The organism is Cryobacterium sp. TMT1-62, assembly GCF_004403145.1.
In the GTDB taxonomy this organism is placed as follows: domain Bacteria; phylum Actinomycetota; class Actinomycetes; order Actinomycetales; family Microbacteriaceae; genus Cryobacterium; species Cryobacterium sandaracinum.
This window is the reverse complement of sequence record NZ_SOGZ01000048.1, coordinates 1-26,044: the sequence shown is the minus strand read 5'-3', so window position 1 is coordinate 26,044 and position 26,044 is coordinate 1. Positions and strand designations below refer to the sequence as shown.

General features: G+C 70.5%; 20 protein-coding genes. 16 read left to right on the top strand and 4 right to left on the bottom strand.

The window, feature by feature from the left end; translation table 11 throughout:
- Nucleotides 1-14: 14 nt before the first annotated feature.
- From hutU to E3T34_RS14660, 5 genes are all read left to right on the top strand, one after another.
- Nucleotides 15-1,703: a urocanate hydratase gene (gene hutU / locus E3T34_RS14680; RefSeq protein WP_104102656.1), complete on the top strand. Its 1,689-nt coding sequence runs from the start codon at nucleotides 15-17 to the stop codon at nucleotides 1,701-1,703.
- Nucleotides 1,704-1,716: 13 nt separating this feature from the next.
- A complete protein-coding gene (locus E3T34_RS14675; protein ID WP_198412296.1) occupies nucleotides 1,717-2,937 on the top strand; it encodes an allantoate amidohydrolase in 1,221 nt (406 codons plus the stop codon).
- Nucleotides 2,934-4,457: a formimidoylglutamate deiminase gene (locus tag E3T34_RS14670; protein ID WP_233191507.1), complete on the top strand. Its 1,524-nt coding sequence runs from the start codon at nucleotides 2,934-2,936 to the stop codon at nucleotides 4,455-4,457. The genes E3T34_RS14675 and E3T34_RS14670 overlap by 4 nt, the downstream gene beginning before the upstream one ends.
- Nucleotides 4,454-5,650 (top strand): imidazolonepropionase, encoded by a 1,197-nt coding sequence (gene hutI, locus E3T34_RS14665; RefSeq protein WP_104102661.1) that lies wholly within the window; start codon nucleotides 4,454-4,456, stop codon nucleotides 5,648-5,650. The genes E3T34_RS14670 and hutI overlap by 4 nt, the downstream gene beginning before the upstream one ends.
- 444 nt (nucleotides 5,651-6,094) lie before the next feature.
- Nucleotides 6,095-7,375 carry a hemolysin family protein gene (locus tag E3T34_RS14660; protein WP_104102664.1) on the top strand — a complete coding sequence of 427 codons (1,281 nt, stop codon included), beginning with the start codon at nucleotides 6,095-6,097 and terminating at the stop codon, nucleotides 7,373-7,375.
- 65 nt (nucleotides 7,376-7,440) lie between these two features.
- Here E3T34_RS14660 and E3T34_RS14655 read toward each other — a convergent pair whose 3' ends face one another.
- On the bottom strand, nucleotides 7,441-8,802 hold the full coding sequence (locus tag E3T34_RS14655; RefSeq protein ID WP_134343414.1) for a protein kinase: 1,362 nt from the start codon (nucleotides 8,800-8,802) through the stop codon (nucleotides 7,441-7,443).
- 43 nt (nucleotides 8,803-8,845) lie between these two features.
- On the opposite strand from E3T34_RS14655, the gene E3T34_RS16785 reads away from it, so the two are divergent.
- Nucleotides 8,846-9,577, top strand: a complete 732-nt coding sequence (locus E3T34_RS16785; protein WP_370327703.1) for a DUF4232 domain-containing protein — start codon at nucleotides 8,846-8,848, stop codon at nucleotides 9,575-9,577.
- A gap of 219 nt (nucleotides 9,578-9,796) precedes the next feature.
- On the opposite strand, the gene E3T34_RS14645 is transcribed toward E3T34_RS16785, so the two are convergent.
- Nucleotides 9,797-13,006, bottom strand: a complete 3,210-nt coding sequence (locus tag E3T34_RS14645) for an efflux RND transporter permease subunit (RefSeq protein WP_134343412.1) — start codon at nucleotides 13,004-13,006, stop codon at nucleotides 9,797-9,799.
- A 126-nt stretch (nucleotides 13,007-13,132) separates the two neighbouring features.
- On the opposite strand from E3T34_RS14645, the gene E3T34_RS14640 reads away from it, so the two are divergent.
- From E3T34_RS14640 to E3T34_RS14615, 6 genes are all read left to right on the top strand, one after another.
- Nucleotides 13,133-13,336 carry a dodecin family protein gene (locus E3T34_RS14640; RefSeq protein WP_104102676.1) on the top strand — a complete coding sequence of 68 codons (204 nt, stop codon included), beginning with the start codon at nucleotides 13,133-13,135 and terminating at the stop codon, nucleotides 13,334-13,336.
- A gap of 127 nt (nucleotides 13,337-13,463) precedes the next feature.
- Nucleotides 13,464-14,123 (top strand): YitT family protein, encoded by a 660-nt coding sequence (locus E3T34_RS14635; protein ID WP_166784770.1) that lies wholly within the window; start codon nucleotides 13,464-13,466, stop codon nucleotides 14,121-14,123.
- A 97-nt stretch (nucleotides 14,124-14,220) separates the two neighbouring features.
- Complete coding sequence (locus E3T34_RS14630) at nucleotides 14,221-14,994, top strand: LamB/YcsF family protein (protein WP_134343411.1); 774 nt, start codon at nucleotides 14,221-14,223, stop codon at nucleotides 14,992-14,994.
- A gap of 4 nt (nucleotides 14,995-14,998) precedes the next feature.
- Nucleotides 14,999-16,642 (top strand): 5-oxoprolinase/urea amidolyase family protein, encoded by a 1,644-nt coding sequence (locus E3T34_RS14625; protein ID WP_347232372.1) that lies wholly within the window; start codon nucleotides 14,999-15,001, stop codon nucleotides 16,640-16,642.
- A gap of 127 nt (nucleotides 16,643-16,769) precedes the next feature.
- Complete coding sequence (locus tag E3T34_RS14620) at nucleotides 16,770-18,542, top strand: biotin carboxylase N-terminal domain-containing protein (RefSeq protein WP_134343409.1); 1,773 nt, start codon at nucleotides 16,770-16,772, stop codon at nucleotides 18,540-18,542.
- 97 nt (nucleotides 18,543-18,639) lie between these two features.
- Nucleotides 18,640-19,341, top strand: a complete 702-nt coding sequence (locus tag E3T34_RS14615; protein WP_134343408.1) for a GntR family transcriptional regulator — start codon at nucleotides 18,640-18,642, stop codon at nucleotides 19,339-19,341.
- Between the two features lie 476 nt (nucleotides 19,342-19,817).
- On the opposite strand, the gene E3T34_RS14610 is transcribed toward E3T34_RS14615, so the two are convergent.
- Entirely contained in the window at nucleotides 19,818-20,969 is a 1,152-nt protein-coding gene (locus E3T34_RS14610) for an NRAMP family divalent metal transporter (RefSeq protein WP_134343425.1), read from the bottom strand.
- Between the two features lie 287 nt (nucleotides 20,970-21,256).
- Entirely contained in the window at nucleotides 21,257-22,444 is a 1,188-nt protein-coding gene (locus E3T34_RS14605) for a M20/M25/M40 family metallo-hydrolase (protein ID WP_241977425.1), read from the bottom strand.
- Nucleotides 22,445-22,913: 469 nt separating this feature from the next.
- Here E3T34_RS14605 and E3T34_RS14600 point away from each other — a divergent pair, with 469 nt between their 5' ends.
- From E3T34_RS14600 to E3T34_RS14585, 4 genes are all read left to right on the top strand, one after another.
- Entirely contained in the window at nucleotides 22,914-23,708 is a 795-nt protein-coding gene (locus E3T34_RS14600; protein ID WP_104169461.1) for a CPBP family intramembrane glutamic endopeptidase, read from the top strand.
- 120 nt (nucleotides 23,709-23,828) lie between these two features.
- A complete protein-coding gene (locus tag E3T34_RS14595) occupies nucleotides 23,829-24,503 on the top strand; it encodes a universal stress protein (RefSeq protein WP_158250183.1) in 675 nt (224 codons plus the stop codon).
- A 203-nt stretch (nucleotides 24,504-24,706) separates the two neighbouring features.
- Nucleotides 24,707-25,588 (top strand): DUF4097 family beta strand repeat-containing protein, encoded by an 882-nt coding sequence (locus E3T34_RS14590; RefSeq protein ID WP_166785911.1) that lies wholly within the window; start codon nucleotides 24,707-24,709, stop codon nucleotides 25,586-25,588.
- Between the two features lie 2 nt (nucleotides 25,589-25,590).
- Nucleotides 25,591-26,044: PadR family transcriptional regulator (locus E3T34_RS14585; protein ID WP_134343407.1), on the top strand; the 454-nt coding region annotated here is incomplete at its 3' end.

Genomic DNA, 26,044 nt, shown 5'->3' with positions numbered 1-26,044 from the left:
CCTAGGAGACAGTGATGTCCGAATCCCGCCCCGTGCGCGCCGCCCGCGGCACCAAGTTGACCGCGAAGAGCTGGCAGACCGAGGGCCCGCTGCGGATGCTGATGAACAATCTCGACCCCGAGGTGGCCGAGCACCCGGAGAACCTGGTGGTCTACGGCGGCACGGGCAAGGCCGCCCGCAACTGGGAGGCCTATGACGCCATCGTTCGCACGCTCACCACGCTGGAAAAGGACGAGACGCTGCTGGTGCAGTCCGGCAAGCCGGTCGGCGTGTTCCGCACGCACGAGTGGGCGCCGCGGGTGCTGATCGCCAACTCCAACCTGGTCGGCGATTGGGCGACCTGGCCGGAGTTCCGCCGCCTCGAGGCCCTCGGCCTGACGATGTACGGCCAGATGACGGCGGGTTCGTGGATCTACATCGGCACCCAGGGCATCCTGCAGGGCACATATGAGACCTTCGCCGCCGTGGCCGCGAAGATCGCCGCCCGTGAGGGCGGGCCTCACAAACACAGTGGCGGCACCCTGGCCGGCACGCTCACCCTCACCGGTGGGGCCGGCGGCATGGGCGGCGCGCAACCGCTGGCCGTGACCATGAACGGCGGCGCCGTGCTGATCGTCGACGTGGACGAGTCCCGGCTACTGCGCCGGGTCGAGCATGGCTATCTCGACGAACTGGCACCCACCCTCGACGACGCCATCGCCCGGGTACTCGCGGCGAAGAACGAGAAGCGCGCCCTCTCCGTGGGCGTGGTCGGCAACGCGGCGACCGTGTTCGCCGAGCTGCTGGAGCGGCGGGTGCCGATCGACATCGTCACCGACCAGACCAGCGCGCACGACCCGCTGGCCTACCTGCCGGAGGGTGTCACTGCGGAGGAGTGGCATGACTACGCGGCCGCGAAGCCCGAGGAGTTCACCGAGCGCGCCCGGGCATCCATGGCCAAACAGGTCACCGCGATGGTGGGCTTCCAGGATGCCGGTGCCGAGGTCTTCGACTACGGCAACTCGATCCGGGCGGAGGCGGAGCTCGGCGGCTGCGCGCGGGCGTTCGATTTTCCCGGGTTCGTGCCCGCATATATCCGCCCGCTGTTCGCCGAGGGCAAAGGCCCGTTCCGCTGGGTGGCGCTCTCGGGCGACCCGGCCGACATCGCGGCGACCGACCAGGCCATCGTGGAGCTGTTCCCCGAGGACGAGCACCTGCGCCGCTGGATCACGAAGGCGCAGAACACCGTGCACTTCGAGGGCCTGCCCGCCCGGATCTGCTGGCTCGGCTACCAGGAACGGCACCGGGCCGGCCTGAAGTTCAACGAGATGGTGGCGTCGGGCGAGCTGAGCGCGCCGATCGTGATCGGCCGCGACCACCTCGACTCCGGCTCGGTCGCCTCGCCCTACCGGGAGACCGAGGCCATGCTGGACGGGTCGGATGCGATCGCCGACTGGCCGCTGCTGAACGCGCTGCTGAACACGGCGTCGGGCGCCACCTGGGTGTCGATCCACCACGGCGGCGGCGTCGGGATCGGCCGCAGCATCCACGCCGGCCAGGTGATCGTGGCCGACGGCACCCCCCTGGCCGCCGAGAAGATCGCCCGGGTGCTCACCAACGACCCCGGCACCGGCGTGATGCGGCACGTCGACGCCGGGTATCAGCGGGCCGAGGAGGTGGCCCGGGAGCGCGGCCTGCGCGTGCCGATGTGGGAGTCGGAGTGAGTGGGGTGTGCGCATGAGCGAGCTCGCCCACGGAATGCTCGCCGGACTCGCCGAGATCGCCGACACCGGGCGGGACTCCCGCCGCGGCGGCTACTCCCGGCACCTCTGGCAGGGTGCCGACCTCGAGCTGCGGACCTGGTTCGCCCTGCGCGCCGAGCGCCTCGGGCTCAGCGTCGAGACCGACCGTAACGGCAACCTCTGGGCCTGGTGGGGAGAGCCGGGGCCGGATGCCGTGGTCACGGGCAGCCACCTGGATTCCGTTCCCGGCGGCGGCGCCTATGACGGCCCCCTCGGCGTGGTCAGTGCGCTCGAGGCCGTGGCGCGGCTGCGGGCATCCGGGTTCACGCCGTCCCGCCCCTGCGCTGTGCTCGTCTGCGCCGAGGAGGAGGGCTCCCGATTCGGGATCGCCTGCCTGGGCTCCCGGCTGCTGACCGGCGGCATCGACGCCGACCGGGCCCGCGCACTCATCGACGCCGACGGGATCACCCTGGCCCAGGCTGCCCGCCGCGCCGGGCTCGACCCTGCGCACCTCGGCGCCGACCGGGACGCCCTGGCCCGAATCGGCCTCTTCATCGAGCTGCACGTGGAGCAGGGCCGCGGCCTGGTCGACCTCGGCCGGCCCGTGGCGGTGGCGTCGTCGATCCTCGCGCACGGGCGCTGGCGCCTCACCGTGACCGGCCAGGGCAACCACGCCGGCGCCACCCCGATGGAAGACCGCCGCGACCCGCTCGTGGCCGCTGCCCGCGCGATCGTCGCCGTGCAGGATGCCGCCGGGTTCCACCCCGGCGCGCGCGCCACGGTCGGCCGTTTGGAGGTGGTGCCGGGCGGGACCAACGTGATCGCGTCATCCGTGCACGCCTGGCTCGACGCCCGCGCGCCCACCGACGCCGAGACCCGCGACCTGGTCGCCGCAATCGAGGCGGCCGTCGGCGAGGCCGCCCTGATGAACGGATGCTCCGTGGCCGTCACCGAGGAGTCCTGGACCGGAACGGTGACGTTCGACCCCGAGCTCGTGGGACGATTCCGGTCGGTGCTCGGCGGTGACGCCCTTGTTCCGGCCCTGCCGACGGGCGCCGGGCACGATGCAGGCGTGCTCGCAGCGAGCGTGCCGAGCGCCATGCTCTTCGTGCGAAATCCCACCGGCGTCTCGCACTCCCCCGAGGAATTCGCCGAGGTGGGCGACTGCGTCGCCGGGATCGACGCCCTGGAGACCCTGCTGCGGAGCCTGCTGTGAGCGCGCGCGGGGTCGAGGCTGGGGCTGGACAGTCGGGGACACCGGTGGCCACCTACTGGTGCGAGCTGGCGCTGGTCGACGGGGCTGCCCTGCCCGGCGTGCGGCTGGAGGTGGGCACGGACGGGCGCCTTCAGGCTGTCACACCGCGCTCCGAGCCGCGGCCCGGTGACGTGCGGCTCGGCACCGTGCTGCCGGGGCTGGCCAACGCGCACTCGCACGCCTTCCACCGGGCATTGCGGGGCCGCACCCACGACGCCGGCGGCGACTTCTGGCAGTGGCGGGAGGCCATGTACCAGGTGGCCGCCGGCCTCGACCCGAAGCGGTACTTCCTGCTGGCACGGGCGGTGTTCGCCGAGATGCTGGCCTCCGGTTTCACGGCAGTCGGCGAGTTCCACTATCTGCATCACCGGCCGGGCGGCTCCCGATACCCCGCCGAACACGCCATGGAACTGGCGTTGGCGGCCGCGGCACGGGAGGTGGGCATCCGTCTGGTGCTGCTCGACACGCTCTACCTCGACGGCGGGATCGGGATGCCCCTCACCCCCGCGCAGCGCGCCTTCGGCGACGGATCGGCGGCCGCCTGGCTGGCCCGGTGGCACTCGCTGCGCGCGGCGCTCGGCCGTGCTGCCACGGCCGATGACGGCGACGGCTCCCCTGCTGACAGCCAGGCCGACATCCAGGCCGGCACGGATGCCCGCGTCACCCTGGGCGCCGCGATCCATTCGGTGCGGGCGGTGTCCCCGACCGCGATCCGGGAGGCGCTCGCCGGGCTGCCCGATGCCGTTCCACTGCACATCCACCTGTCGGAGCAGCCTCAGGAGAACGCGGACTGCCGGGCCGCCTACGGCCGGACCCCAACCGAGGTGCTGGCCTGGATCGGGGCGCTCGCTCCGCGGCTGAGCGTCGTGCACGCCACGCACCTCACCGACGAGGATTTGGCGCTGATCGGGACATCCGGGGCCTCGGTTGTGATCTGCCCGACCACGGAAGCCGACCTCGGCGACGGGATCGGGCCGGCCCTGGCGTTGCAGCGGGCCGGCGCGCGGATAGCCCTCGGCTCGGACCAGAACGCCGTCATCGACCCGCTGCTCGAGATGCGCGGCCTGGAGGCCGGCGAGCGCCTGGCATCGGGCCGGCGCGGCCGGTTCACGCCCGCCGAACTGCTCGTGGCCGCTTCGGACCACGGCTATGCCGCGCTCGGACTCGGCCGGCAGCGCCTCATCCCCGGTGACCTGTGCGACCTCGTGGAGGTGGCGAGCGACAGCATCCGCACAGCCGGATCGTTGCCGGAGCAGCTGCCGCTGACCGCGACGGCCGCCGACGTGCGCCGGGTGATCGTGGGCGGACGCGTCGTCGCCGACTCCGGGGTGCTGGTGGGTGGCGCGGGCGGGCCTGGCGGGCGCCCGTCGAGCACGTTGCAACCCGAGCTGCGACCCGAGCTGCGACCCGAGATCCTGCTGCGCGACGCCCTCGCCGCGCTCGACGGCACCGCCGCGCTCGCGTCAGGAGAACGACCATGACCCCCAAACCGACCGAGCTGATCACCGGTATCCGGGAACTGACCACGCAGGCGGACGGCGCCCCGCGCCTCGCCGACGCCGCCCTCGTGATCGAGGGCGGCCGCATCGCGTGGATCGGACCGGCGTCCGCGGCACCGGCGGCCGATGTCCGCACGGATGCCGGCGGCCGGGCCGCTCTGCCCGGCTGGGTCGACAGCCACACCCACCTGGTGTTCGCGGGCGACCGGGCCGCGGAATTCGAGGCCCGGATGGGCGGGCAGCCCTACGCGGCGGGGGGAATCCTGACCACCGTGGCTGCCACTCGCGCCGCAACCGAGGCGCAGCTCACGGCCACGGCGGCCCGGCTGCGGCGAGAGGCGGAGGCGCAGGGCACCACGTTCCTCGAGAGCAAGACCGGCTACGGCCTCGACCTGGCGAGCGAGGCGCGGTCGGCTCGGGTGGCGGCATCCGTCGCCGATGTCGTCACATTCCTCGGCGCGCATATCGTGCCGCCGGGCATCGACCGGCGCGACTACCTGGACCTGGTCACCGGGCCGATGCTCGCCCTGGTGGCTCCGCACGCACAGTTCGTCGACGTGTTCTGCGAGGTCGGGGCGTTCGATGTGGCGGAGAGCCGGGAGGTGCTGCTGGCCGGCCGCGCCGCCGGCCTCGGCCTGCGCCTGCACGGCAACCAGCTGGGATTCAGCGGCGGGGTGCGCCTCGCGGTGGAGCTCGGCGCGGCGAGCGTCGACCACTGCAACCACCTCGAGCCGGCGGACCTCGACGCCCTCGCCGCCTCAGCCACCGTGGCCACCCTCCTGCCCGCCTGCGACCTCTCCACGCGGCAGCCGTTCCCGCCGGCCCGGCGGCTGCTCGACGCCGGCGCGAGCATCGCCCTGGCCACCAACTGCAATCCGGGCAGCTCCTACACGACGTCGATGGCGTTCTGCGTGGCCACCGCGGTGCTGCAAATGGGTCTGACGATCGAGGAGGCGGTGTGGGCGGCGACCCGCGGCGGAGCCCGGGCTCTCGGCCGCGACACGGGAACGGACGCGGTCGGAGCCCTGCGCGTGGGCGGGCGGGCCGACCTGCAGGTGCTTGACGCGCCATCCGTCGCTCATCTCGCCTACCGCCCAGGCGTGCCGCTGACCTGGGCGGTCTGGCGGCAGGGTGTGCGGGCCGGCCGCCGCGGCCCATCACCGCTCCCGGCCTGACCGAGGGATTCCCGCCTCGCGCCCTCACTGTCCCCTCTCCCTCGCCGTCATCCTCCAACCCACCCCGTCGCGCATGACTCCTGCACATTGCTCAATCACTCATCGGGTACCCCCGGAATTCCAAGGATGTCCGGCGCCGGTCCCGAGAAATCGCAGGAGTTATGCACGCGAGGCATCGAAGACCACCTCCCGGGCCAGGACACTCCGTCGCCGGACAGCCAGCCAGCCGACGTCCAGGCACCTCGCCGGCCGGCCAGGAGCCCACCCGCCCGTGGCCAACTCAGGAGAATGGCTGGCTTCGTCACCACGCCCCCTGCAATTCCGCGGCACCGCCACGCGATCAGCAGCCGACTCGCCGGATCTCCTGAGTTAGCCACACGCAGGAGGAGCCGACGCAGCGGCGCGGCCCGGGTGGAGTCCTCGAACGGCTTTAGAATGACCGGCATGGACGTTTATACCTGGCTCAACCTGGCGCTCGTGCTGCTGTTCGTGCTCATAGGCGGCGTGTTCGCAGCGACCGAGTTGGCGTTGGTGTCCCTGCGCGAGAGCCAGCTGCGCGCGCTGGAACGCGAAAGCACCCGTGGCAAAACGGTCGCCCACCTGGCCCGGGACCCGAACCGGTTTCTGGCGGCCGTGCAGATCGGCGTCACCGTCGCCGGGTTCCTGTCCGCCGCCTACGGTGCCTCCACGCTGGCGCCCGACCTCGCCCCACTGCTGGTGGTACTCGGGCTGTCGAAAGGCGCCGCGGACACGCTTGCCCTGGTCGGTCTGACGCTCCTCGTCGCCTACCTCTCCCTGGTGTTGGGGGAACTCGTGCCGAAGCGATTCGCGCTGCAGAAGGCCAGCAGCTTCGCGCTCGCGCTCGCGCCACCGCTCCAGGTCTTCGCGACCCTGATGCGCCCCGTGATCTGGCTGCTGTCCGTCTCGACGAACGCCGTTGTGCGGCTCCTGGGCGGAGACCCGCACGCCCGGAGCGAGCTCGTGTCTGATGAGGAGTTGCGCGACCTCGTCGACGCACACGAGGGCCTCGAGGTCGAGGAACGGCACATCCTGAGTGAAGTGCTCGACGCCACCAACCGGCTGGTCAAGGAGGTGATGCGCCATCGCGGAGACGTCGACTTCCTGGTCGGCACGCAGACGATTCCCGCCGCCCTGGAGGAGATCCGGTCGCTGCCGCACTCGCGCTACCCGGTGATCGGCCGCTCAATCGACGAGGTGCTGGGCTTCGTACACGTGCGCGATCTCCTGGACCCCGACGCCCACCCCGGCGCGACGACCGTAGCCGAGGTGGTGCGGGCCATCGTCTTCCTTCCCGGCACCAATCGCATCCTGCCGGCCATGACCCAGCTGCGCCGTGCCGGCGTGCACATCGCGATCGTCGTCGACGAATACGGCGGCACCGACGGTATCGTGACTCTCGAGGATCTCGTTGAGGAGCTCGTGGGTGAGATCCACGACGAATACGACCTGCCTGTGCCCGAGGGACACTCCGACGAGAACGGCCAGGCCCGGCTGGCGGATGGCGGCCTGAATATCGAAGACTTCACGGATGCCACAGGAGTCGAACTCGAGGACGGCCCCTATGAGACCGCGGCCGGCTTCGTGACCTACCGGCTCGGACGCATGCCCCAGGTGGGCGACACCGTCTCGGCCGGGGACTACCAGTTGCGGGTCGCCGCTCTCGACGGGCTGCGCGTCAGCGTCATCGAGGTCGGTGCCGGCTGAGCGAGGACTCCGCGTGACCACTGCGCCTGGCCACACCGCCTGACCGCTCATGGGGCCGCTTTCCTTCAGGAAAGAGCGGCGCGCCGGCTTTCCAGCCGCAGTTCGAGTTCGCTCATCACCAGAGCGGCAAGGTCGGTGAGGGTGCGGAGCTCGGGCGCGGTGATGGCGCGCGGTCGGAAGTCGATAACGCACAGGGTGCCGAGGTTGTAACCGTTCCGGGTCGTCAGGGGTACTCCGGCATAAAACTGCAGGCCGAATTCCTCGGCCACGAGTGGGTTTGCGAGCGCGCGCGGGTCGGTGCGGGCATCCTCTACCACCCAGGGTCCCTCGGACATGATGGCCGAGGCACAGAGGCCCGGATCGCGGGGGATCTCCTCGAGGTCGAGGCCGTGATGCGATTTGAACCAGATACGGTCGGTGTCGACGATACTGACGATCGCGATCGGCACATCGCACAACCGGGCGGCGAGCGCGGCAATCCGGTCGAAGGCGCCGTCGGCGGGAGTGTCGAGAATGTCGAGGCGCGCGACCTCGTGCAGCCGTGCGGGTTCGTCGCTGACGAGGTGATCCACGGCACTACGATGGCGGCCGGTTTCCGCGATAACAGCCTGGTGCAGAGCGAGCACCACCTCCGCGGTCGGCGGGCGCTGCTCCGGCTTGCGGGCCAGCATGGTCGACAGAAGGTGCCGCCACTCCGGGGCGATTTCCTGCGGGATGGCAGGGTCGCGCTGGAGTCTGGCCAGGGCCGACGGGATCGGCTCCCCGGGGAACGCCGTCTCACCGGTGAAGCATTCCAGGAGCACGAGCCCCAACGCATAGATGTCGCTCGCCGGGCCGAGGTTCTCTCCCCGGGCCTGCTCCGGACTGAGATAGGCGGCCGTGCCCGTCGTCATCCCCTGGGTGGTCACCCGCGCGCTGTCCGGGAACAGGGCGATGCCGAAATCGGTCAGCCGCGCGCGCGCTCGGGAATCCGAGCTGTATTCCGCGAGGAGGATGTTCGCCGGTTTGATATCACGGTGGATGACGCCGCGCCCGTGGATGTAGTCGAGCCCCTCCGCCAGGTCGTAACCGATCTGGGCGATGTGCCGCGTCGACATCGGATCCCGGTCGAGTCGCTGACGCAGGTTGACGCCGTCCACGAGCTCCATCACAAGGAAGATCTGCGGGTGGTCCGCCTCGGTCCGGTCCACACCGACGTCGAACAGGGTGACAATGCTGTGGTGGTTCAGGCTTGCCAGCACGTTGATCTCGGCTTGCTGGCGCTGAATATTGGGCACGTCGGTGGCGCGAAGTTCGAAGATCTTGATCGCCACGTCCCGACCCAGACGCTCGTCGGTGGCCCGGTAGACCGAGGCCATTCCGCCGCGGCCGATCAGGTCCTTAACCCGGTAGCGTGCCTCCAGGAACTTCGGAAATTGCGTGGTCATCAGACCCCCCTTTGGAAATGAGTCTAGGTCAGCTTCGCGGGGGATGTTACACATCTTTGGCCCGCGCCCGTGTCCCTGGGCGACAACGCCCAGGCAGTGTGAAACTGGGGCTATGACGGTGATGCGGGGTCGAGGGCGGTCAATGGCAGTCGGACTGGGGTGCGCGGCGGCGTTGGTGCTGGCCGGATGCGCGGGGCCGGGTTCACCCCCGACCGGCGATGTTTCGCCGCCCGGTTCGACCCCGACGGCAGCTTCGACCCCGACGGCAACTTCGACCCCGACCTCCCCAGCCACGCAGTCCTCGACACCCGCTCCCGCCGATTCGGCCTCCGCCGGCACCTGCGGTTCGAACCAACTGGCGCTGTCGCTGCAGTCGAGGCCTCAGGACAGCGGCATGGGCAACTTCTACTGGGACCTGCGCCTCACGAACACCGGCCCGGCGGCGTGCACGGTCGAGGGCTACCCGGTGACGACTCTGGTCGGCGCGGCCCCGAATGTGCCGGTCGGGTCCGCTTCCGACACCGAGCCGGGACGCTGGTACCCGGTGGCGGTCCTCGCGTTGGCGCCCGGGACATCCGCGTACAGCCTGCTGCACCTCGGCCAAGCCGGCGCGTACGGCTGTCCCCTCGTGCCGGTCGGCGCCCTCGACGTGACGCTGCCCGGCTGGGACACCGCGAGCCGGGTGGCCACTCCGAACCCGATCGAGGGCTGTGACGACGACAGCACCGTGCTCGTGCGCACCGGCCCGCTGGCCCCGGCCCCGGTCAGCTTCTAGAGCCGGGCCGGCTTCGGCCGCACGGTGGCCAACTCAGGAGATCCGGGGCAGGCCGCGGCATCCGTTGCCTGATTCCGGGGGCAGGGGCTGCAGCCGACGCAGGTTTTCCTGAGTTAGCCGCAGCGTTGCGTGCATAACCCCGGCGAATGCGCGCCGCTCGGCCCGGCGGATGCGCGGAAACATACGGCCGTTCGCCGCGCGGCTCACACTGTGCAGAAGTCAGGCACGGGACACGTCGGAGATGGCGCCGGCGGATGCGCGCAGCTCGCGCCGCTCGGCCCGGCGCTCCCGGCCGCCCTCGACCAGGAAGTACAGCACGGGCAGCACCACCAGGGTCAGCACGGTCGAGGAGACCAGCCCGCCGATGACAACGAGGGCCAGCGGCTGCGAGATGAAACCACCCGTTCCGGTGAGGCCGACCGCCATCGGCAGCAGCGCGAATATCGTGGCGAGCGCGGTCATCAGGATCGGGCGCAGACGACGGGACGCACCGTTGACCAGCGCCTCCCGCACCGACTGCCCGCGACGCCGGTACTGGTTGACCAGGTCGATCAGCACGATGGCGTTGGTCACGACGATGCCGATCAGCATCAGCACGCCGATCAGCGAGGGCACACCCAGCGGGATGCCGGTGATCACCTGCAGGGCGATCGCGCCGGTCGCCGCGAACGGCACCGACACCAGCAGCAGCAGTGGCTGCAGCAGCGACCGGAAGGTCGCCACCATCACGATGTAGACGATCAGGATGGCGATCAGCAGCGCGAGCCCGAGCTGCGCGAACGCCTCGGTCTGGTCGGCGGTGACCCCGCCGAGGGTCGCCGTCGCGCCCTCCGGCAAAGCGGTGTCGGCCAGGGCTGCCGTCATCTGCGCGTTGGCCGCACCCAGGTCGTCGATGCTGGGGGTGGCGGACACGGTCGCCGTGCGCAGCCCCTTCGTCGTGGTGAGGGTGGACGGACCCTCGACCTGCTCGACCGTGGCCAGGGTGTCCAGGGCAACCGGTCCGGCCAGGGTCGGGATACTCAGGGCCGCGAGCTCGGCCGTCGTCGTCGGCGGCGCCTCGGACTGCAGGTAGACCGATAGGGTCGTCTCGTCGATCACGATGGATCCGATCACGCTCGGCTGCATGGCCTGCGACACCAGTGCGCCCAGGGCGAGCTCGCTCAGGCCCACGGCACCCGCGGCATCCCGGTCGACGGTCACCGCGATGTAGGGGCGTGAGGCCGCCAGATTGCTTGAGCTCTCCTTGATCGCGTCGAGGTCCTCCACGGAGGCGAGCACCGCGTCGGTGGCCCTCTGCAGGTCGGCGTTCGTGGCCGCGGTCACATCCACGGTGATATCGGATGTCCCGCCGAACCCTCCGCCGGACGAGATCGAGAATTCTCCGCTTCCGTTCAGGGCCGTGAGCTGGTCTCGCACGACATCCTGAACCTCGTCGGGGTTGGCCTCCCCGTCGGTGGTGATCGAGTAGGTCACGGTGTTTGACGACACGCCGCCGCCGAATGCGGCCAGGGCGTTGCCGCCACCGATGGAGACCTGCACGATTTCGACGCCGTCGGTGCCGCGAAGGGACTTCTCGGCGGCCGTGGAGGCGTCGTCCTGAGCTGCGAGGCTGGTGCCCACCGGCAGTGTCTGGGTGACTTGGAAGGTGGTCTGCCCGGTCGAGCCGAGGAAGTTGATCTTCATATAGGGAACCAGGGCCACCGTGCCGCCCAGAACGAGCACCGCGACCAGGAGTGTCGCGACGGCGTGGTTCAGGGTCCAGCGGATGACCGGGAGGTAGCCGGTCTGAAGGCGGCTCGGGCGCTCCTCGGGTGGGGCGTCCGCGCTGCCGTTGTGGCGGGTGCGGCGCGAGGTGGTGGGCTCGACGCTGACGGTGGGCGAGCCTGTCGAGACCTCCGCAGTAAGGGCCAGGGGGGTTTCGACGAGCTCAACCACCGGGGCGGGCGCGACCGCCCTGGCCGGCCGCAGGAACCAGTATGCGAGCACGGGCACGATGGTCAGAGACACCAGCAGCGACGCGAGCAGGGCGATCGAGACGGTTAGCGCGAACGGCCGGAACAGTTCCCCGGTCGAGCCGCCGACGAACGCGATCGGCAGGAACACGGTGACGGTGGTGATGGTGGATGCCGTGATCGCCCCGGCCACCTCGCGCACCGCGCGCACGATGGTCGCGGCGCGGTCGGCGCCCTCGACCAGGTTGCGGGTGATGTTCTCGATCACCACGATGGAGTCGTCTACGACGCGCCCGATCGCGATGGTGAGGGCGCCGAGGGTGAGGATGTTCAGCGAATAGCCCACGCCCTGCAGGCCGATGAAGGTGATCAGCACCGAGGTCGGGATCGAGATCGCCGTGACCAGGGTCGCCCGCACCGAGAGCAGGAACACGAGGATCACGAGAACGGCGAAGATCAGTCCGAGCAGGCCCTCTTCGGTGAGCGCGTCGATCGATTCCTGGATGAACGGAGCCTGGTCGAAGACGACCGTGAAGGTCGCGCCGGGGACCGCCGCCTCCAGCTGGGGCAGGATCGCGCGCACGGCCCCGGACACGTCGACCGTGTTCGCTGCGGGCACCTTGGTGACCGCGATGGTCAGGGCCGGCTGCCCGTCGACACGGGAGATGCTCGCGACCGGGTTCTCGCCGAGGGCGACGTTGGCGACGTCGCCGATGGTGGTCAGACCCGCGCCGGGCACCGGGGCGAGGATCGGAAGCGCCGCGATGTCCTCGGCCTCGCCGAGCTTCGAGCCGGTCTGCACCGAGAGGGTGGTGTCGTCTTCGGTCAGCGAACCGGCCGGGATCAGCGACCCGTTCTGTTCCAGCGCACTGCGGATGCCCTGGCTGGTCAGGCCGCGTTCGGCCAGCTTCGCGGCATCCGGCGTGATGGTCACGCGGCGGCCGACGTCGCCGACCAGGGCTGCCTCGCGCACGCCCTGCACATCACGGATGTCGCCCAGTACGCTGCGCTTGAGGTCGTCGGCGAGGGTGTCGCGGTCGCCGCCGGACACGGCGAGGGAGAGCACCGGGAAGTCGTCGATGCTGCCGGAGAGCACCTGCGGGTCGAGGTTCTCAGGCATGGTCGACTTGATGCGGTTGATGGCCTGGCTGATGCGCGATTCGGCCTTGACCAGGTCGGTGCCGTAGGTGAACGTGGCGCTGACCAGCGACGCGTTGGTGCTGCTGGTCGTCGAGGTGGATTCGAGCCCGGGGATGCCCTGGATCGCCGTCTCGATCGGCGTCGACACGTCGTCGTTGACGACCTCGGGCGAGGCGCCCGGGTAGCTCGTCGAGACCACCAGTTGCGGCAGCTGCAAGGAAGGGATCAGCTCCTGCTTGAGGCTGGTCAGGGCGAGGCTGCCGAAAACGGCGACGACGATGGTGATCAGCGCGATCAGCGCCCGGTTCTTCATGCTCAAGACAGCGAGAAAATGCACCCGTTCAGTATCTCATTGCAGGGTGTGCAGACTTCCCTGCCCGGGGCATCCGTCGGGCCGAGGCAGGCGGAGGGGCGTACCCTCGGCCGCAAGACGCACCATCAACCCGAACGACAAGGAGCAATTATGTCTGTGGCACGCGTAACAACACTCAGCATCCGGTCCGACAGATCCTTCGAGGATGCCGTCGCCGTCGGCATCGCCCGGGCGAGCAAGACCCTGCGCGGGGTCTCCGGCGCCTGGGTCAAGGAACAGAAGGTGGAGGTGACAGACGGTGAGATTACCTCGTACGACGTCGTGATCGAAGTCACCTTCGTTCTCGACGACTAGGCACGGTCTGCGCACGAGCGGCCGGCCCGACAGGTCGCCGGCGGCGCGGAAGGCGGCATCCGCGACGCCGGGCCGGGTCGGCCTGGCAACTTGATAACGGGCCGATAGTGCAATTGGATGGACTTCCATGACCCGTCGCCTCGTCCAGCTCCTCATCGGCCTCTTCCTCTACGGCTTGGGGATCGCGCTGATTGTGCGCGGCGAGATCGGCGTGGCCCCGTGGGACGTCCTCACCCAGGGCATATCCGGCCGCACCGGCCTCGGTTTTGGGTTGGTCACCATCCTGATCAGCGGCGTCGTGCTGCTGCTCTGGATCCCGCTGCGCCAGAAGCCGGGCGTGGGCACCGTGCTGAACGCCCTGCTCGTCGGGCCGGCGGCGGATGTCGGCCTCTGGCTGATCCCGACGGGGCAGGATTTGTGGGTGCGCATCCTGCTGTTCGCGGCCGGGCTTCTGGTGCTGGCGATCGCTACCGGCCTCTATATCGGCGCGCATTTCGGCCCCGGCCCGCGCGACGGGCTGATGACGGGCCTGCACCAGCGCACCGGCTGGCGCATCTGGATCGTGCGCACGGGCATCGAGGTGACCGTGCTCAGCATCGGCTGGGCACTCGGCGGCAACGTGGGCATCGGCACGGTGCTCTTCGCCGTGCTCGTCGGCCCGCTCTGCCACTGGACGATCCCGTTCTTCGCGATCACCCTGCCCCAGAACGACGACGCCCGGCTCGAGGAGACCCTCGAGGGTTCCGTGCCGCCCTCCGAGCCCTCGATCGACAGCCCCGCGAACTGACTCCGGCGCCGAATCGGGCTTCCACCCGCCAATACATTGTTGAACAATCTGCGGAAGTGGTGCATCCTTAACCAAACTTCCACGGACGGAGACCCGGATGTCCAGCATCGATTCAGACAGCATCGATCTAAACAGTGATGTCGGGGAATCCTTCGGCAACTGGTCCTTCGGCGACGACGCAGCGATCATCTCCTCCGTCTCCAGCGTGAACGTGGCCTGCGCCTTCCACGCCGGGGATCCGAGCACGATCCGCGCCACCTGCACCGCCGCCGCCGCCGCCGGCGTGACGGTCGGCGCGCACCCGGGCTACCGGGACCTGGCCGGCTTCGGCCGCCGGTTCATCGACATGGAGCCCGGTCACCTCACCGACGAGGTGATCTACCAGATCGGCGCGCTGCAGGCCCTGGCCGCGGTCGCCGGAACCCGGGTCAGCTACGTCAAACCGCACGGCGCCCTCTACAACACCATCGCGCACGACGAGGTGCAGGCGCAGGCCGTCGTCGACGCGATCCGCGCCGTCGACCCGAGCCTGCCCGTGATGGTGCTGCCCGATTCCGAGATCCAGCGCCTCGCCGACGCGGCGGGGCTCCGCACGGTCGTGGAGGCTTTCGCCGACCGCGCCTACAACTCCGACGGCTCTTTGGTCTCGCGGTCCCGGCCCGGCGCCGTGCTGCTGCACCCCGACGCTGTCACCGAGCAGGCGCTCCGCCTGGCCGGTGACCGCCAGGTGCGCACGGTCGACGGCAGCCTCCTCACGGTGACGGCCGAAAGCATCTGCCTGCACGGCGACACCCCCGGCGCGGTCGCGCTGGTCGGTGCGGTGCGCTCCGCGCTGCAGGATGCCGGAATCCGCATTCGAAGCTTCGTCTAGCCCCGTGTCCGATCCCGTTCGCATCATCCGAGCCGTCGGCGACCGCGCCGTGCTGGTCGGACTGCCTAGCCTGGCCGACGTGCTCGACCTGCAGGCACACCTGCAGCGGCATCCGTTGGCCGGGCAGCTCGACGTGCTCGCCGCCGCGGAAACCGTGCTGATCACCGGCGTCTCCGCCTCCGCCGCACGGGGATTCGCCGACGCCCTGCGGCAGCTGCAGGTGCTGCCGGCCGCCCCCGCAAACGCCGCGCTCGTGCGGATCGACACCGTCTACGACGGGGAAGACCTCGCCGACGTCGCCGCGCACACCGGCCTCAGCAGCGAGGGCGTCATCGCCGCGCACACCGGCCAGGACTGGACCGCCGCGTTCGGCGGCTTCGCCCCCGGCTTCCTCTACCTCACCGGCGCGAGCGCCGTGCTGACCGTGCCCCGGCGCAGCTCGCCGCGCAGCTCGGTGCCCACCGGCTCCGTGGCCGTGGCCGGCGACTACTCCGCCGTCTACCCCCGCGCCTCCCCCGGCGGCTGGCAGCTGCTCGGCCGCACGGACGCCCTGCTCTGGGACCTGAAGCGTTCGCAGCCGGCCCTGATCCGCCCGGGTGACCGGGTGCGGTTCCGCGCGGTGCGCGAGCAGGTCGCCGCCGCGGGGGTCCTCGTCCCGGAGACCGCAGTCGCGGTTGGGACTCCGGCAGCGGCGGCCACTCCCGATGTCGCGGCAACCGCGGCCCCCACCCCCGCCACCGGCATCCGCGTGCTCTCCCCCGGCGCGCAGACGACCGTGCAGGACCTCGGCCGCCCCGGCTACGCCGACCAGGGCGTGACCGCGTCCGGCGCACTCGACCGTGGCGCCCTGCGGCGCGCCAACCGGGTCGTTGGAAATCCCGCCACGGCCGCCGTGCTCGAGAACGCCCTCGGCGGCCTGTCCCTGACCGCGCTGGCAGACCAGGTGCTCGCCGTCACCGGTGCCGTTCTGCCGCTCACGGTGACGGATGCCGTCGGCCGCCACCGCGAGCTGCCGATGGATTCCGCCGTCTCCCTTTTCGCCGGGCAGACCCTGTCGCTCGGAGCCCCCCGCTCGGGCGTGCGCAGCTACCTGGCCTTTCGCGGCGGCATCGACGTGGACCCGGTGCTCGGCAGCCGGTCCACCGACACCCTCAGCGGCATCGGTCCGGCCCCGCTGACCTCGGGCACCGTGCTCCGGATGCTGCCGCCCGCCCCCGGCAGCGCCGTGCACCACCCCGAGACCCCGCCGCCGGCCCCGGCCGAGGTCACCGTGCTGCGCTTCGTGCCGGGACCCCGCGCGGACTGGTTCGAGCCGGCATCCGTCGACCGGTTCGGCGACGCGGAGTGGACCGTCACCCATCAGTCGAACCGGATCGGCCTGCGGCTGGCCGGTGAGCCGCTCGCCCGGTCGCGGCCGGGCGAGCTGGCCAGCGAGGGTACGGCCCGCGGGGCCATCCAGGTGCCGCCGTCGGGCTTGCCGGTTTTGTTCCTCGCGGACCACCCGGTCACCGGCGGCTACCCCGTGATCGGCGTCGTGCTCACCGAGGACCTCGACCTCGCGGCACAGTTGCCGACGGGTGCGCGCATCCGTTTCACGCCCGTGCCTGCCGAGCCCCTTCCAGCCGAGCCCGTCCCCGCCTCCCCCTGATACCCGCCCTCACGCGCTACGCGGTTGCTGCGCCGCTGCGCTGCCGGCACGCCACGCGCGGAGCGGCGCAGCCCCCGCGCGTGCCCCAAACACCCCCCGAACACACGCCCCGAATGAGAGCTGAACCATGCAGAAAGTTCTGATCGCCAACCGCGGCGAGATCGCCGTGCGCATCGCTCGCGCCTGCGACGACGCGGGCCTTGACTCCGTGGCCGTCTACGCGGACGTCGACGCCGACGGCCTGCACGTCTCGGCCGCCACGGAGGCCTGGGCACTTGGCGGCGACAGCCCGACCGACAGCTACCTCAACGTGGCCAAGCTGCTGCGCATCGCCCAGAATTCCGGCGCCGACGCCGTGCACCCGGGCTACGGCTTCCTCTCGGAGAACGCCGATTTTGCTCAGGCCGTGATTGACGCGGGACTCCTCTGGATCGGTCCGACGCCCGCCGCGATCCGGGTGCTGGGCAACAAAGTCTCCGCCCGTGAGATCGCCATCCGGGTGGGAGCTCCCCTGGTCGCCGGGTCCGAGGGCACCGTGGAGACCGCCGCCGAGGTGCGCGCCTTCGCCATGGAGCACGGCCTGCCGGTGGCCATCAAGGCGGCGTTCGGCGGCGGCGGCCGCGGCCTCAAGGTCGTCTGGGACATGGATGCGATCGAGGAGTCCTTTGATTCGGCCGTGCGCGAGTCGACGGCCGCCTTCGGCCGCGGCGAGTGCTTCGTCGAGAGGTTCCTGCACAAACCCCGCCACGTGGAGGCGCAGATCCTCGCCGACACCCACGGCAACGTGATCGTCGTGGGCACCCGCGACTGCTCGCTGCAGCGCCGCAACCAGAAGCTCGTCGAAGAGGCGCCCGCGCCGTTCCTCACCCCTGCGCAGAAAAACCAGATCTATTCCTCGGCCAAGGCCATCTGCCGGGCCGCCGGCTACACCGGCGCGGGCACCGTGGAGTACCTGCTCGCGCAGGACGGCACCATCTCGTTCCTCGAGGTGAACACCCGGCTGCAGGTCGAGCATCCGATCACCGAGGAGACCAGCGGCATCGACCTGGTACTGGCGCAGCTGCAGATCGCAGCCGGCGGGCCCGTTCCCATCTTCACCGACCCCGAACCGCGGGGGCACTCGTTCGAGTTCCGAATCAACGCCGAAGACGTGGGGCGCGGGTTCCTGCCGTGCCCCGGGACCGTGGCGACCTTTACCGTGCCGACCGGGCCGGGCATCCGGGTCGATTCCGGGGTCAGGGCAGGCGGCATCGTACCGGACCGGTTCGACTCCCTGCTCGCCAAGCTGATCGTCACCGGCGCCGACCGGCAGCAGGCCCTGCGCCGCGCCCGCCGAGCCCTTGCCGAGTTCGAGATCACCGGCCTGCCCACCGTGCTGCCGTTCCACCGTGCCGTGGTCACTTCGACGGCATTCACCGCGCCCGACCACCTCGACGTGCACACCGGCTGGATCCAGGCCGACTTCTCCGAAGAACTGCCCAGCGACCCCCAGTTCAATCCCGTGCCGCCGGAGGCCGCCCGCCACACCATCACCATCGAGGTCGACGGGCGACGGATGGCGCTCGGCCTGCCTGCCACCCTCCTCGACAGTCTCCTTCGCGGGCTGGGCGGCGCGGCCCGTGCGGCCGCTGTCACCGCTGCCGACGGCCTTCCCACCGGGGGCCACTCGGCCCCCGCCGCAGACCCGGCCACCCTCCGGGCCAGCATGGGCGGCTCGGTCGTGAAGTGGATGGCCCCATCCGGTGCGCTCGTGGCCGCAGGCGACCCGGTGCTCGTACTCGAGGCCATGAAGATGGAGTCGATCGTGGTGGCGCACCGCAGCGGAATCCTGCGGGAGCAGCTGGTTCATCCCGGCGACACGGTGGCGGTGGACAGCGCGGTCGCCTCGATCGGGGACTGAGCGTATCCATCGCCCGGTTCCGGCTGCCCGCCGGAACCGCCGGAACACCCCGCCCGTCCTCGGGCCGCCGCTCCGACCGGGCGGTATCGTGGGCACCATGACCCTCGCCGAGACCCTCGCCGACCTGCGTCACCGCACCGCGTCGGCGCGTCACGCCGAGACCGGCCAGTGGGTGTCGGGGGTGCTTCGCGAGCGGATCGCGGCCGGCCACCTGCCGCCCGGCACGAAGCTCCCCGAGGAGCCGCTTTGCGACGCGCTCGGCGTCTCGCGCAACACCCTCCGCGAGGCCTTCGCGACGCTCAGCGCCGAACGGGTGGTCACCCGCATCCCGAACAAGGGCGTCTTCGTCGCCCGGCCCACCGCAGACGACATTCGGGAGATCTACCGGGTGCGGCGCTACCTCGAGCCAGGTGCCCTGGCATTCACACCGGCCGAGGAGCTCACCCCGGCGAGGCTGGATGGACTGCGCCAGGCCGTCGCGAGCGCGCGGACGGCCCGCGAGGCCGGATCGGTCCCGGGCATGGCCGGTGCCAACCAGGAGTTCCACGCCGGCGTCGTGGCCCTGGCCGGCAGCGACCGCCTCGATTTGCTGATGGCGCAGGTGCTCGCCGAGATGCGCCTGGTCTTCCATTCGATGGGCGAGGAGGCCACCTTCCACGCGCCCTACGTCGACGACAACGCCCGCATCGTCGAGCTGCTGACGGCCGGCCGGTCGACGGATGCCGCGGCCCTGCTCACCGGCTACCTGCAGCGCGCCGAGGCCCAGCTGCTGTCGATCGTGGCCGAGTCCGTCCGCTAGCCGGCGGTATCCGGCACGACTGCCCGGCCCCGCTCCCCTCAGCTGCCTGCATGCGGCTGTGCTGCGCGTCCGCGCTGTTCCTCCGCTGCACCTCCGCTGTTCCTCCGCTGCGCCTCCGCGCTGTTCCTCCGCGCTGCGCTGGTTTGTGGCTAACTCAGGAGATCCCGCCGGGCCGCGCACCGCAGCCGCGGACCAGTGCGGCGGCCAGCACCAGCCGGTGACCACGCAAACAAAACTCCTGAGTTAGCCACAGAGGCGGGCGATCAAGCAGGCAGCGGGGTGGATGTCGACGACGGAGAAAGGGGGCACCGGGTCGGCGGACAGCAGCGAGAAATGGAGGCCTTCGGGGGCCGTCGGGAGTCTCAAGGGGTCTTCGGGAGTCTCAAGGGGCCTTCGGGAGGCCTTCGGGGGTCTTCGGGGGCCGTCGGAGCGGCGGCGCGCGGCGGGCCGTGCAGGGTGGGGGTCGGGCACATCCGTCAGCCCCAAAGCGTCGCGAGTCCGCCGAGGGACTGATAGCCGAGGAACAGCGTCAGCAGCCAGGCCAGCACGCCGATGCCCAGCAGCCACTTCGGGTAGACGTAGCCGCCGAGCAGGTCGCGGCGGCGCCAGGCCACCCAGAGGATGACAGCGAAGCCGAACGGGAGGATCAGCCCGTTGACCGCGCCGGCCATGATCAGAAGCGTGGCCGGGGCCTGGCCGAGCAGCGTGTAGACCAACGTTGACACGGCGATGAAGACGACGGTGGCGATGCTGCGGGTGCGGGGCGAGGTCTGTGAAGTGGTCACGAACGAGATCGAGGTGTACGCCGCCCCGATCACCGAGGTGATGGCCGCGGCCCAGAGCACGATGCCGAAAAGTTTGAACCCGATCTCGCCGGCCGCGGCCTGGAAGGCCTCCGCGGGTTGATTGTCGCTGGTCAGGTCCACGCCCCCGGCGACCACGCCGAGGATGGCGAGGAACAGGAGCACCCGGATCACGCCGGTGATGATGATGCCCAGCACCGAACTGCGGGTGATCTCGGTGATCTGGGCCCGTCCGGTCACGCCGGCGTCAATCATCCGGTGCGCGCCGGCGTACGTGATGTAGCCGCCGATCGTGCCGCCGATCAGGGTGGTGATAATGAGGACATCGATGTCGTCGGGCAGCACCGCGTTCTTGACCGCGAGGCCGAGGGGCGGATTCGACACGATAGCCACGTAGGCGATCAGCACGATCATCACGGCCCCGAGTACGACGACGACCTTGTCCAGCGCGAGCCCGGCCCGTTTGCTGAGGAAGATCGCGATCGCGACGGCCGCCGAGAGGATGCCGCCGAGCTTGGCGTCCAGGCCGAAGAGCACGTTGACACCCAGGCCGGAACCGGCGATGTTGCCGATGTTGAACACGAGCCCGCCGAGGCAGATCAGCGCGGCCAGGAACCAGCCGGCGCCGGGCAGCACGGTGTTGGCCAGTTCCTGCGCTCGCTTACCGCTGACGCCGATTACCCGCCAGACGTTCAGCTGCACCGCGATGTCGACCAGGATCGAGACCAGGATGGCGAAGGCGAAGGCTGCGCCGAGCTGCACCGTGAAGCTTGTGGTCTGCACGATGAAGCCGGGTCCGACGGCGCTGGTCGCCATCAGGAACATGGCGCCGAGGAGCGCGCTACGCTGCGCCCGGCGCGGGCCGCGCAGCTTCTTCTTCACGCCTGCGGTTTTCGCTCGAATCCTGGCGCGGACGACGTTGAAAACCATGGGGCGCTCACTTCTCGGAAGGTCAGCACCGGCGGTCACTGATGTCGAGCCAGCCTACATATTGTTCAACAATCAGCACAACCATGAGGCCCACATGGACTCCCCCGGCCGGCGGGGTGCAGCGGGGCAGGGGCGGCGATGGGGCCGAGGCAGGGTTCGGGCGGGATCGCCGGGCGCGCGGACTACCCGCAGAAATCGGCGATCGTGCGGGTCAGAATCTCGGTGAGCGCGTCGACGGATGCCGCGTCCGCCCACTCCGCGTCGGCGTGCGCTCCGCCACCGTCCACGCCCACGACGAGGCAGGGGATGCCGGCCTCGTGCAGCAGCCCGGCGTCGGTCCAGAACGGCTCGCCGCGGACATCCGGCCGGCGTCCGAGCACCTCCGTCGCCCGTTCGGTCACCAGACGCACGATCGGCCACTCCGGATCGGCCTCGAACGCCGCACGCGCCACGAGCCGCGTCAGCCGGAAGCGGAACCCGGCGACGACGTCGGCGAGCCGCTCCAGCAGCGCCCGGAGCTCGGCCTCGACCCGGTCGGGGCTCTGGCCGGGCAACATGCGCCGCTCGATCGTGAGCGTGCAGGCGGCGGCGACGGTGGCGGCATCCGAACCCCCGGCGATGGTCGACACGCGCACGGTACCGTGGCCGAGCAGCGGATGCGCCGGCGCCGCCTCGATGTCGGCCCGGAGCTCATCGAGGGCGCGCAGCACCAGCCCGGCGTGCACGATGGCGTCGATGCCGCGCTCCGGCTGGGATCCGTGGGCGGCGAGCCCGGTGAGCTCCACCTCGAACCAGGCGAAACCGCGATGGGCGAGCGTGAGGCACAGCTCGCTCGGCTCGGCGACGATCGCCGCGTCGGCGCGGAAGCTGCGCAGCACCTCCATGGTGCCGAGGCTGCCGAACTCCTCGTCCGCCACGAGGGTGACGATGACGTCTCCGGCGAGAACGGATGCCCCGGCCGGCCCGGCCGCATGGGCCCCGGTTCCCCCGACTCCCGTCGCCCGCGCCGCCGCGACCAGGATCGCCGCGACGCCGCCCTTCATATCGAAGGCTCCCCGGCCGATGACGCGACCGTCCCGGAGCTCGCCCGCGAACGGATCCCCGGCGTAACCGCCGACGCCGACGGTGTCGAGGTGCCCGTTGAGCATCAGGGAGCGCCCTCCCCCGGTGCCGCGCCGGATGCCGACGATCGTAGGCCGCCCGGGATGCTCCTCGAGGCGGTGCACCTCGAACCCCCGCGCGGTGAGCCAGTCTGCGCACCAAGCTGCGATCATCCGTTCGCCTGCAGCCTCCGGCACCAGGTCGGAGTTAACGGAATCGATGCCGATGAGCCTCTGCACCACGCCCACCGGTTCGCTCTCTGAATGCACACCCTCAACCTAGCGGCGCCGCAGACCGCGAAAGCGGGTGAAACGTCGGTTTCAGGGCTGCACGGCGACGATTCACCCGATCTCGCGACCGGGTAGGCGGCGAGGTAGCCGGCGAGGTAGCCGGCGAGGTAGCCGGCCGGGCAGCCGGCCGGGCAGCCGGCGACACGTTCCGCCCGCACCCCCCGAACGAATTCGACGGAGATTTCGTCCGAATCGGTCCTTAAACCCTGGAAAACCTTCCTTGCTCCCAAAATCTCCGTCGAATTGGTTCATCGCCGGGCCTCGATGCCCGGTCGCGAGGCGAGACGCACCGGCCGTTCCCCGCCCGGGTTGGGTACCATATCTCATGGGCGATGGCGCGGCAGGGTCAGCGAAACGGGCAGCGGGCACGAGTGGGAGCACGGGCAGCCCACTCACGAGCGGCACGAGCGCCGGCAGCGGCGCCGGACCGGCAACGTCGAGTGAACGGATGCGCCCGCGCGCCTCCTGGGGACTCGTCCCCGCCGCGCTGCTCTCCGCCTCCGCCGTGCTGCTGTTCGGGGCGCGCGAGCCGCTGCCCGGCTACGCGCTACTCGCCGCGGCCATCGGGCTCGCCTTCGCCATCGACCGGGCCCTGTTCAAGGATCTGCTCCTGATCGCGATCGGGCTGCTGATCATCAGCACCATCTCGGTCGAGGCCGATATCAGCTACCCGAATATGGCGCTGATGGGGACCGTGCTGACCGTCGCCGTGCTCGTGCCCTACCTGCTCTCCCGCTACGCGTTCGGCGACCACGCGATCCGGTTCCCGATCCGCACCGGCCAGCGCTGGACCTCCCTGGAACGCTGGTACCTGCCGCTTGTGCTGCTGCTGGGCTATCTGATTCTGCCGACCTATTTCATCCGTTCGGGCGCCTACCAGAACTGGCCGGCCGTGACCGCCCCCGACGAGATCGCCCGCCTGTTCGTGGGCGTCGGCTTCGTCGGCATCTGGGACGAACTCTTCTTTATCTGCACGGCGTTCGCCCTGCTCAGGCGTCATTTCCCCGACTGGCAGGCCAATCTCCTGCAGGCCGTGATCTTCACCTCGTTCCTGTGGGAACTGGGCTACCAGAGCTGGGGGCCGCTGATGACGTTCCCCTTCGCGCTGTTGCAGGGCTACACCTTCGCGCTCACCAAATCACTGACCTACGTGGTGATCGTGCACCTGCTCTTCGACGCGGTCGTCTTCCTCGTGATCGTGCACGCCCACACCCGCGACTGGCTGCCGATCTTCCTGTACTGAAGCTCAGGCGGCGCTCAGGCGGCGAGCCGGTCGACGGATGCCCCGGCCGCCGGACCTCGCCCCCTTGCAAGTTCGGCGCGGGCCGCCAATGCTGAGGGCATGTGGGCAGAAGGCGTCTGGGTGACACCGCTTCTGGTGGCGGTCGGCTGGGTCCTGGTGGGACTTGCGTCGGCGTTCGTGATGATCCGCCGCGGCCACGACGCCCCGATCTGGGTGGTTCTCGGTCTGGCTGCCGGCCCCTTCGCCATCGCGCTGGCCGGCCTGGCCGTCTACCTCGAGCGGGAGGAATTGGCCGAGGCGGCCGTGATTCCCGGGGAATCCCTCGAGGGAGACGTGCGGGTGCTCGTCTGCATCGACGGCTCCGAGGCCGCGGACCACGCCGCCGTCACGGTGGTGCTGCTCCTTGGGGCGAGGCTGCAGACCGTGACGCTGCTGACGGTGCTCGACTACGACGTCGCGCGCGACGTTTCCCCCGACAGGCTCGACCGCATCGCCGCCGGCATCCAGTCCGCCGCCGTCGGTCAGCTGGCCGACCTTGCGGTGCACCCGTTCAGCACCCGGGCCACAGGGGGCGCCGCCGAGCAGATCCTGCGCCGGGCGGGCTCCGGCGCCTACGACCTCTTCGCGCTCGGCTCCCACCGGCAGCGCCGCTCGCGTTTCCTTGGCAGCGTGGCGCGGGAGATCGCCAACAAAGCCCCGATCCCGCTGCTGACCGTGCGAGCCGCCCCGGTCGAATCGATCGAGTCGGCCGAGCGCGCCGCCCGCCTCGGCCTGACCATCGAGCCGGAGAGTTGACCGCCGTACGGAAGCCTGAATCGAAGCCTGAACCGAAAGCTGAACCGAGAGCTGAACCGAGAGCTGAACCCCGGCTGAGAGTTCCCGCCGGCGCTTGTCCGCTCGCCACTCGCGATATATCGTGAATCTCAACAAGACGCGATATATCGTGAACAGGTGGTGAGCATCCGTTGCGCGGACGCCGCCCCGAAAAGGAGAATTCCATGGCTTTGGAAAAATGGCTGGTCAGCCCCGGGCAGACCACGGTGATCGACACCGAGGTCGTTCGGGCGCTCAAGGTGGGCATGATCGGCGGAAAGATCGACGTGATCGGCCACGACGAGCCGGGCATCCGCATCGAGGTGCACAGCGTGACCGGAAAGGACCTCAAGATCTCGGTCGACGGCGACACGCTCGAGATCGACCACCCGCAGCTGCGCTGGGACAACTTCATCGAGGTCTTCGCATCGTTCCGCGGCACCGCGAAGGCAGACGTCAGCATCCTGGTCCCCCGCGGCGTGGCCCTGAAGCTCGGCGTGATCTCGGCCGAGGCCCTGATCTCGGGCCTCACGAACGGCGCCCGGCTGAGCACTGTGTCGGGCGACATCGTGGTTGACGGCGTCACCGGGGACCTGGAGCTCAACGCCGTGAACGGCGAGCTGTCGGTGCGCGGCCTCGAGGGCAGCATCATCGCCCACACGGTCTCCGGCGATTGCACGGCGAGCGGGGCCATCCGTCGCTTCAGTCTCGACGGGGTTAACAGCGAGGTTTTCCTCGACATCGAGGGCACGCCCGATTCCATCAACACGAACACGATCAGCGGCAGCCTCACCGTGCGCCTCGGCGCCGATGTGGCGACGCGCTACCGGCTGAACACCGTCTCGGGCACGCTGCAGCTGGACGACCAGACGATTCGCGGCACCTTTGGAAAGGGCTTCGAGTCCAGCACCGGCACACTCGAGGGCAGCTGGCTCGAGCTGCAGGCCAACTCGGTGTCGGGCGACATCACGGTGGTGCGTCGCAGCACCGAGCCTGCGTCCGCGGGCCCGGCCAGCGAACGAACAAACACCGAACCGGGCGACGCCCGCGCCAACGGGGAGGTCTGAGAATGACCCCCGTCTTCGCCCACGGCAGCCTTCGCCTCTACCTGCTCAGCCTGCTCGCCGAGCAGCCGCGGCACGGCTACGAACTGATCCAGGCGCTCAGCGACCGCTTCGGCGGAACGTACATCCCGAGCGCCGGCACGATCTACCCGCGCCTGGCCAAGCTTGAAGAGGAAGGACTCGTGACCAAATCGACGGATGGCCGCAAGACCGTCTACGAGATCACCGACGCCGGCCGCGCCGAACTCCAGGCCCGCCAGGGTGACCTGCACGACCTCGAGACCGAGGTCGCCGACTCCGTGAGGCGACTGGCCGACGACGTGCGGTCGGGAGTCAGCGAGGCGATGCGCAGTCTGCGCCTCGACCTGGCCTCCGCCAAGCGCCAGGCGGGGGATGCCCGCAGCGCACGCAAGGCCGGCACCGCCGCCGGCAATGCCGCGCGCACCGCGGCCGGGGCCG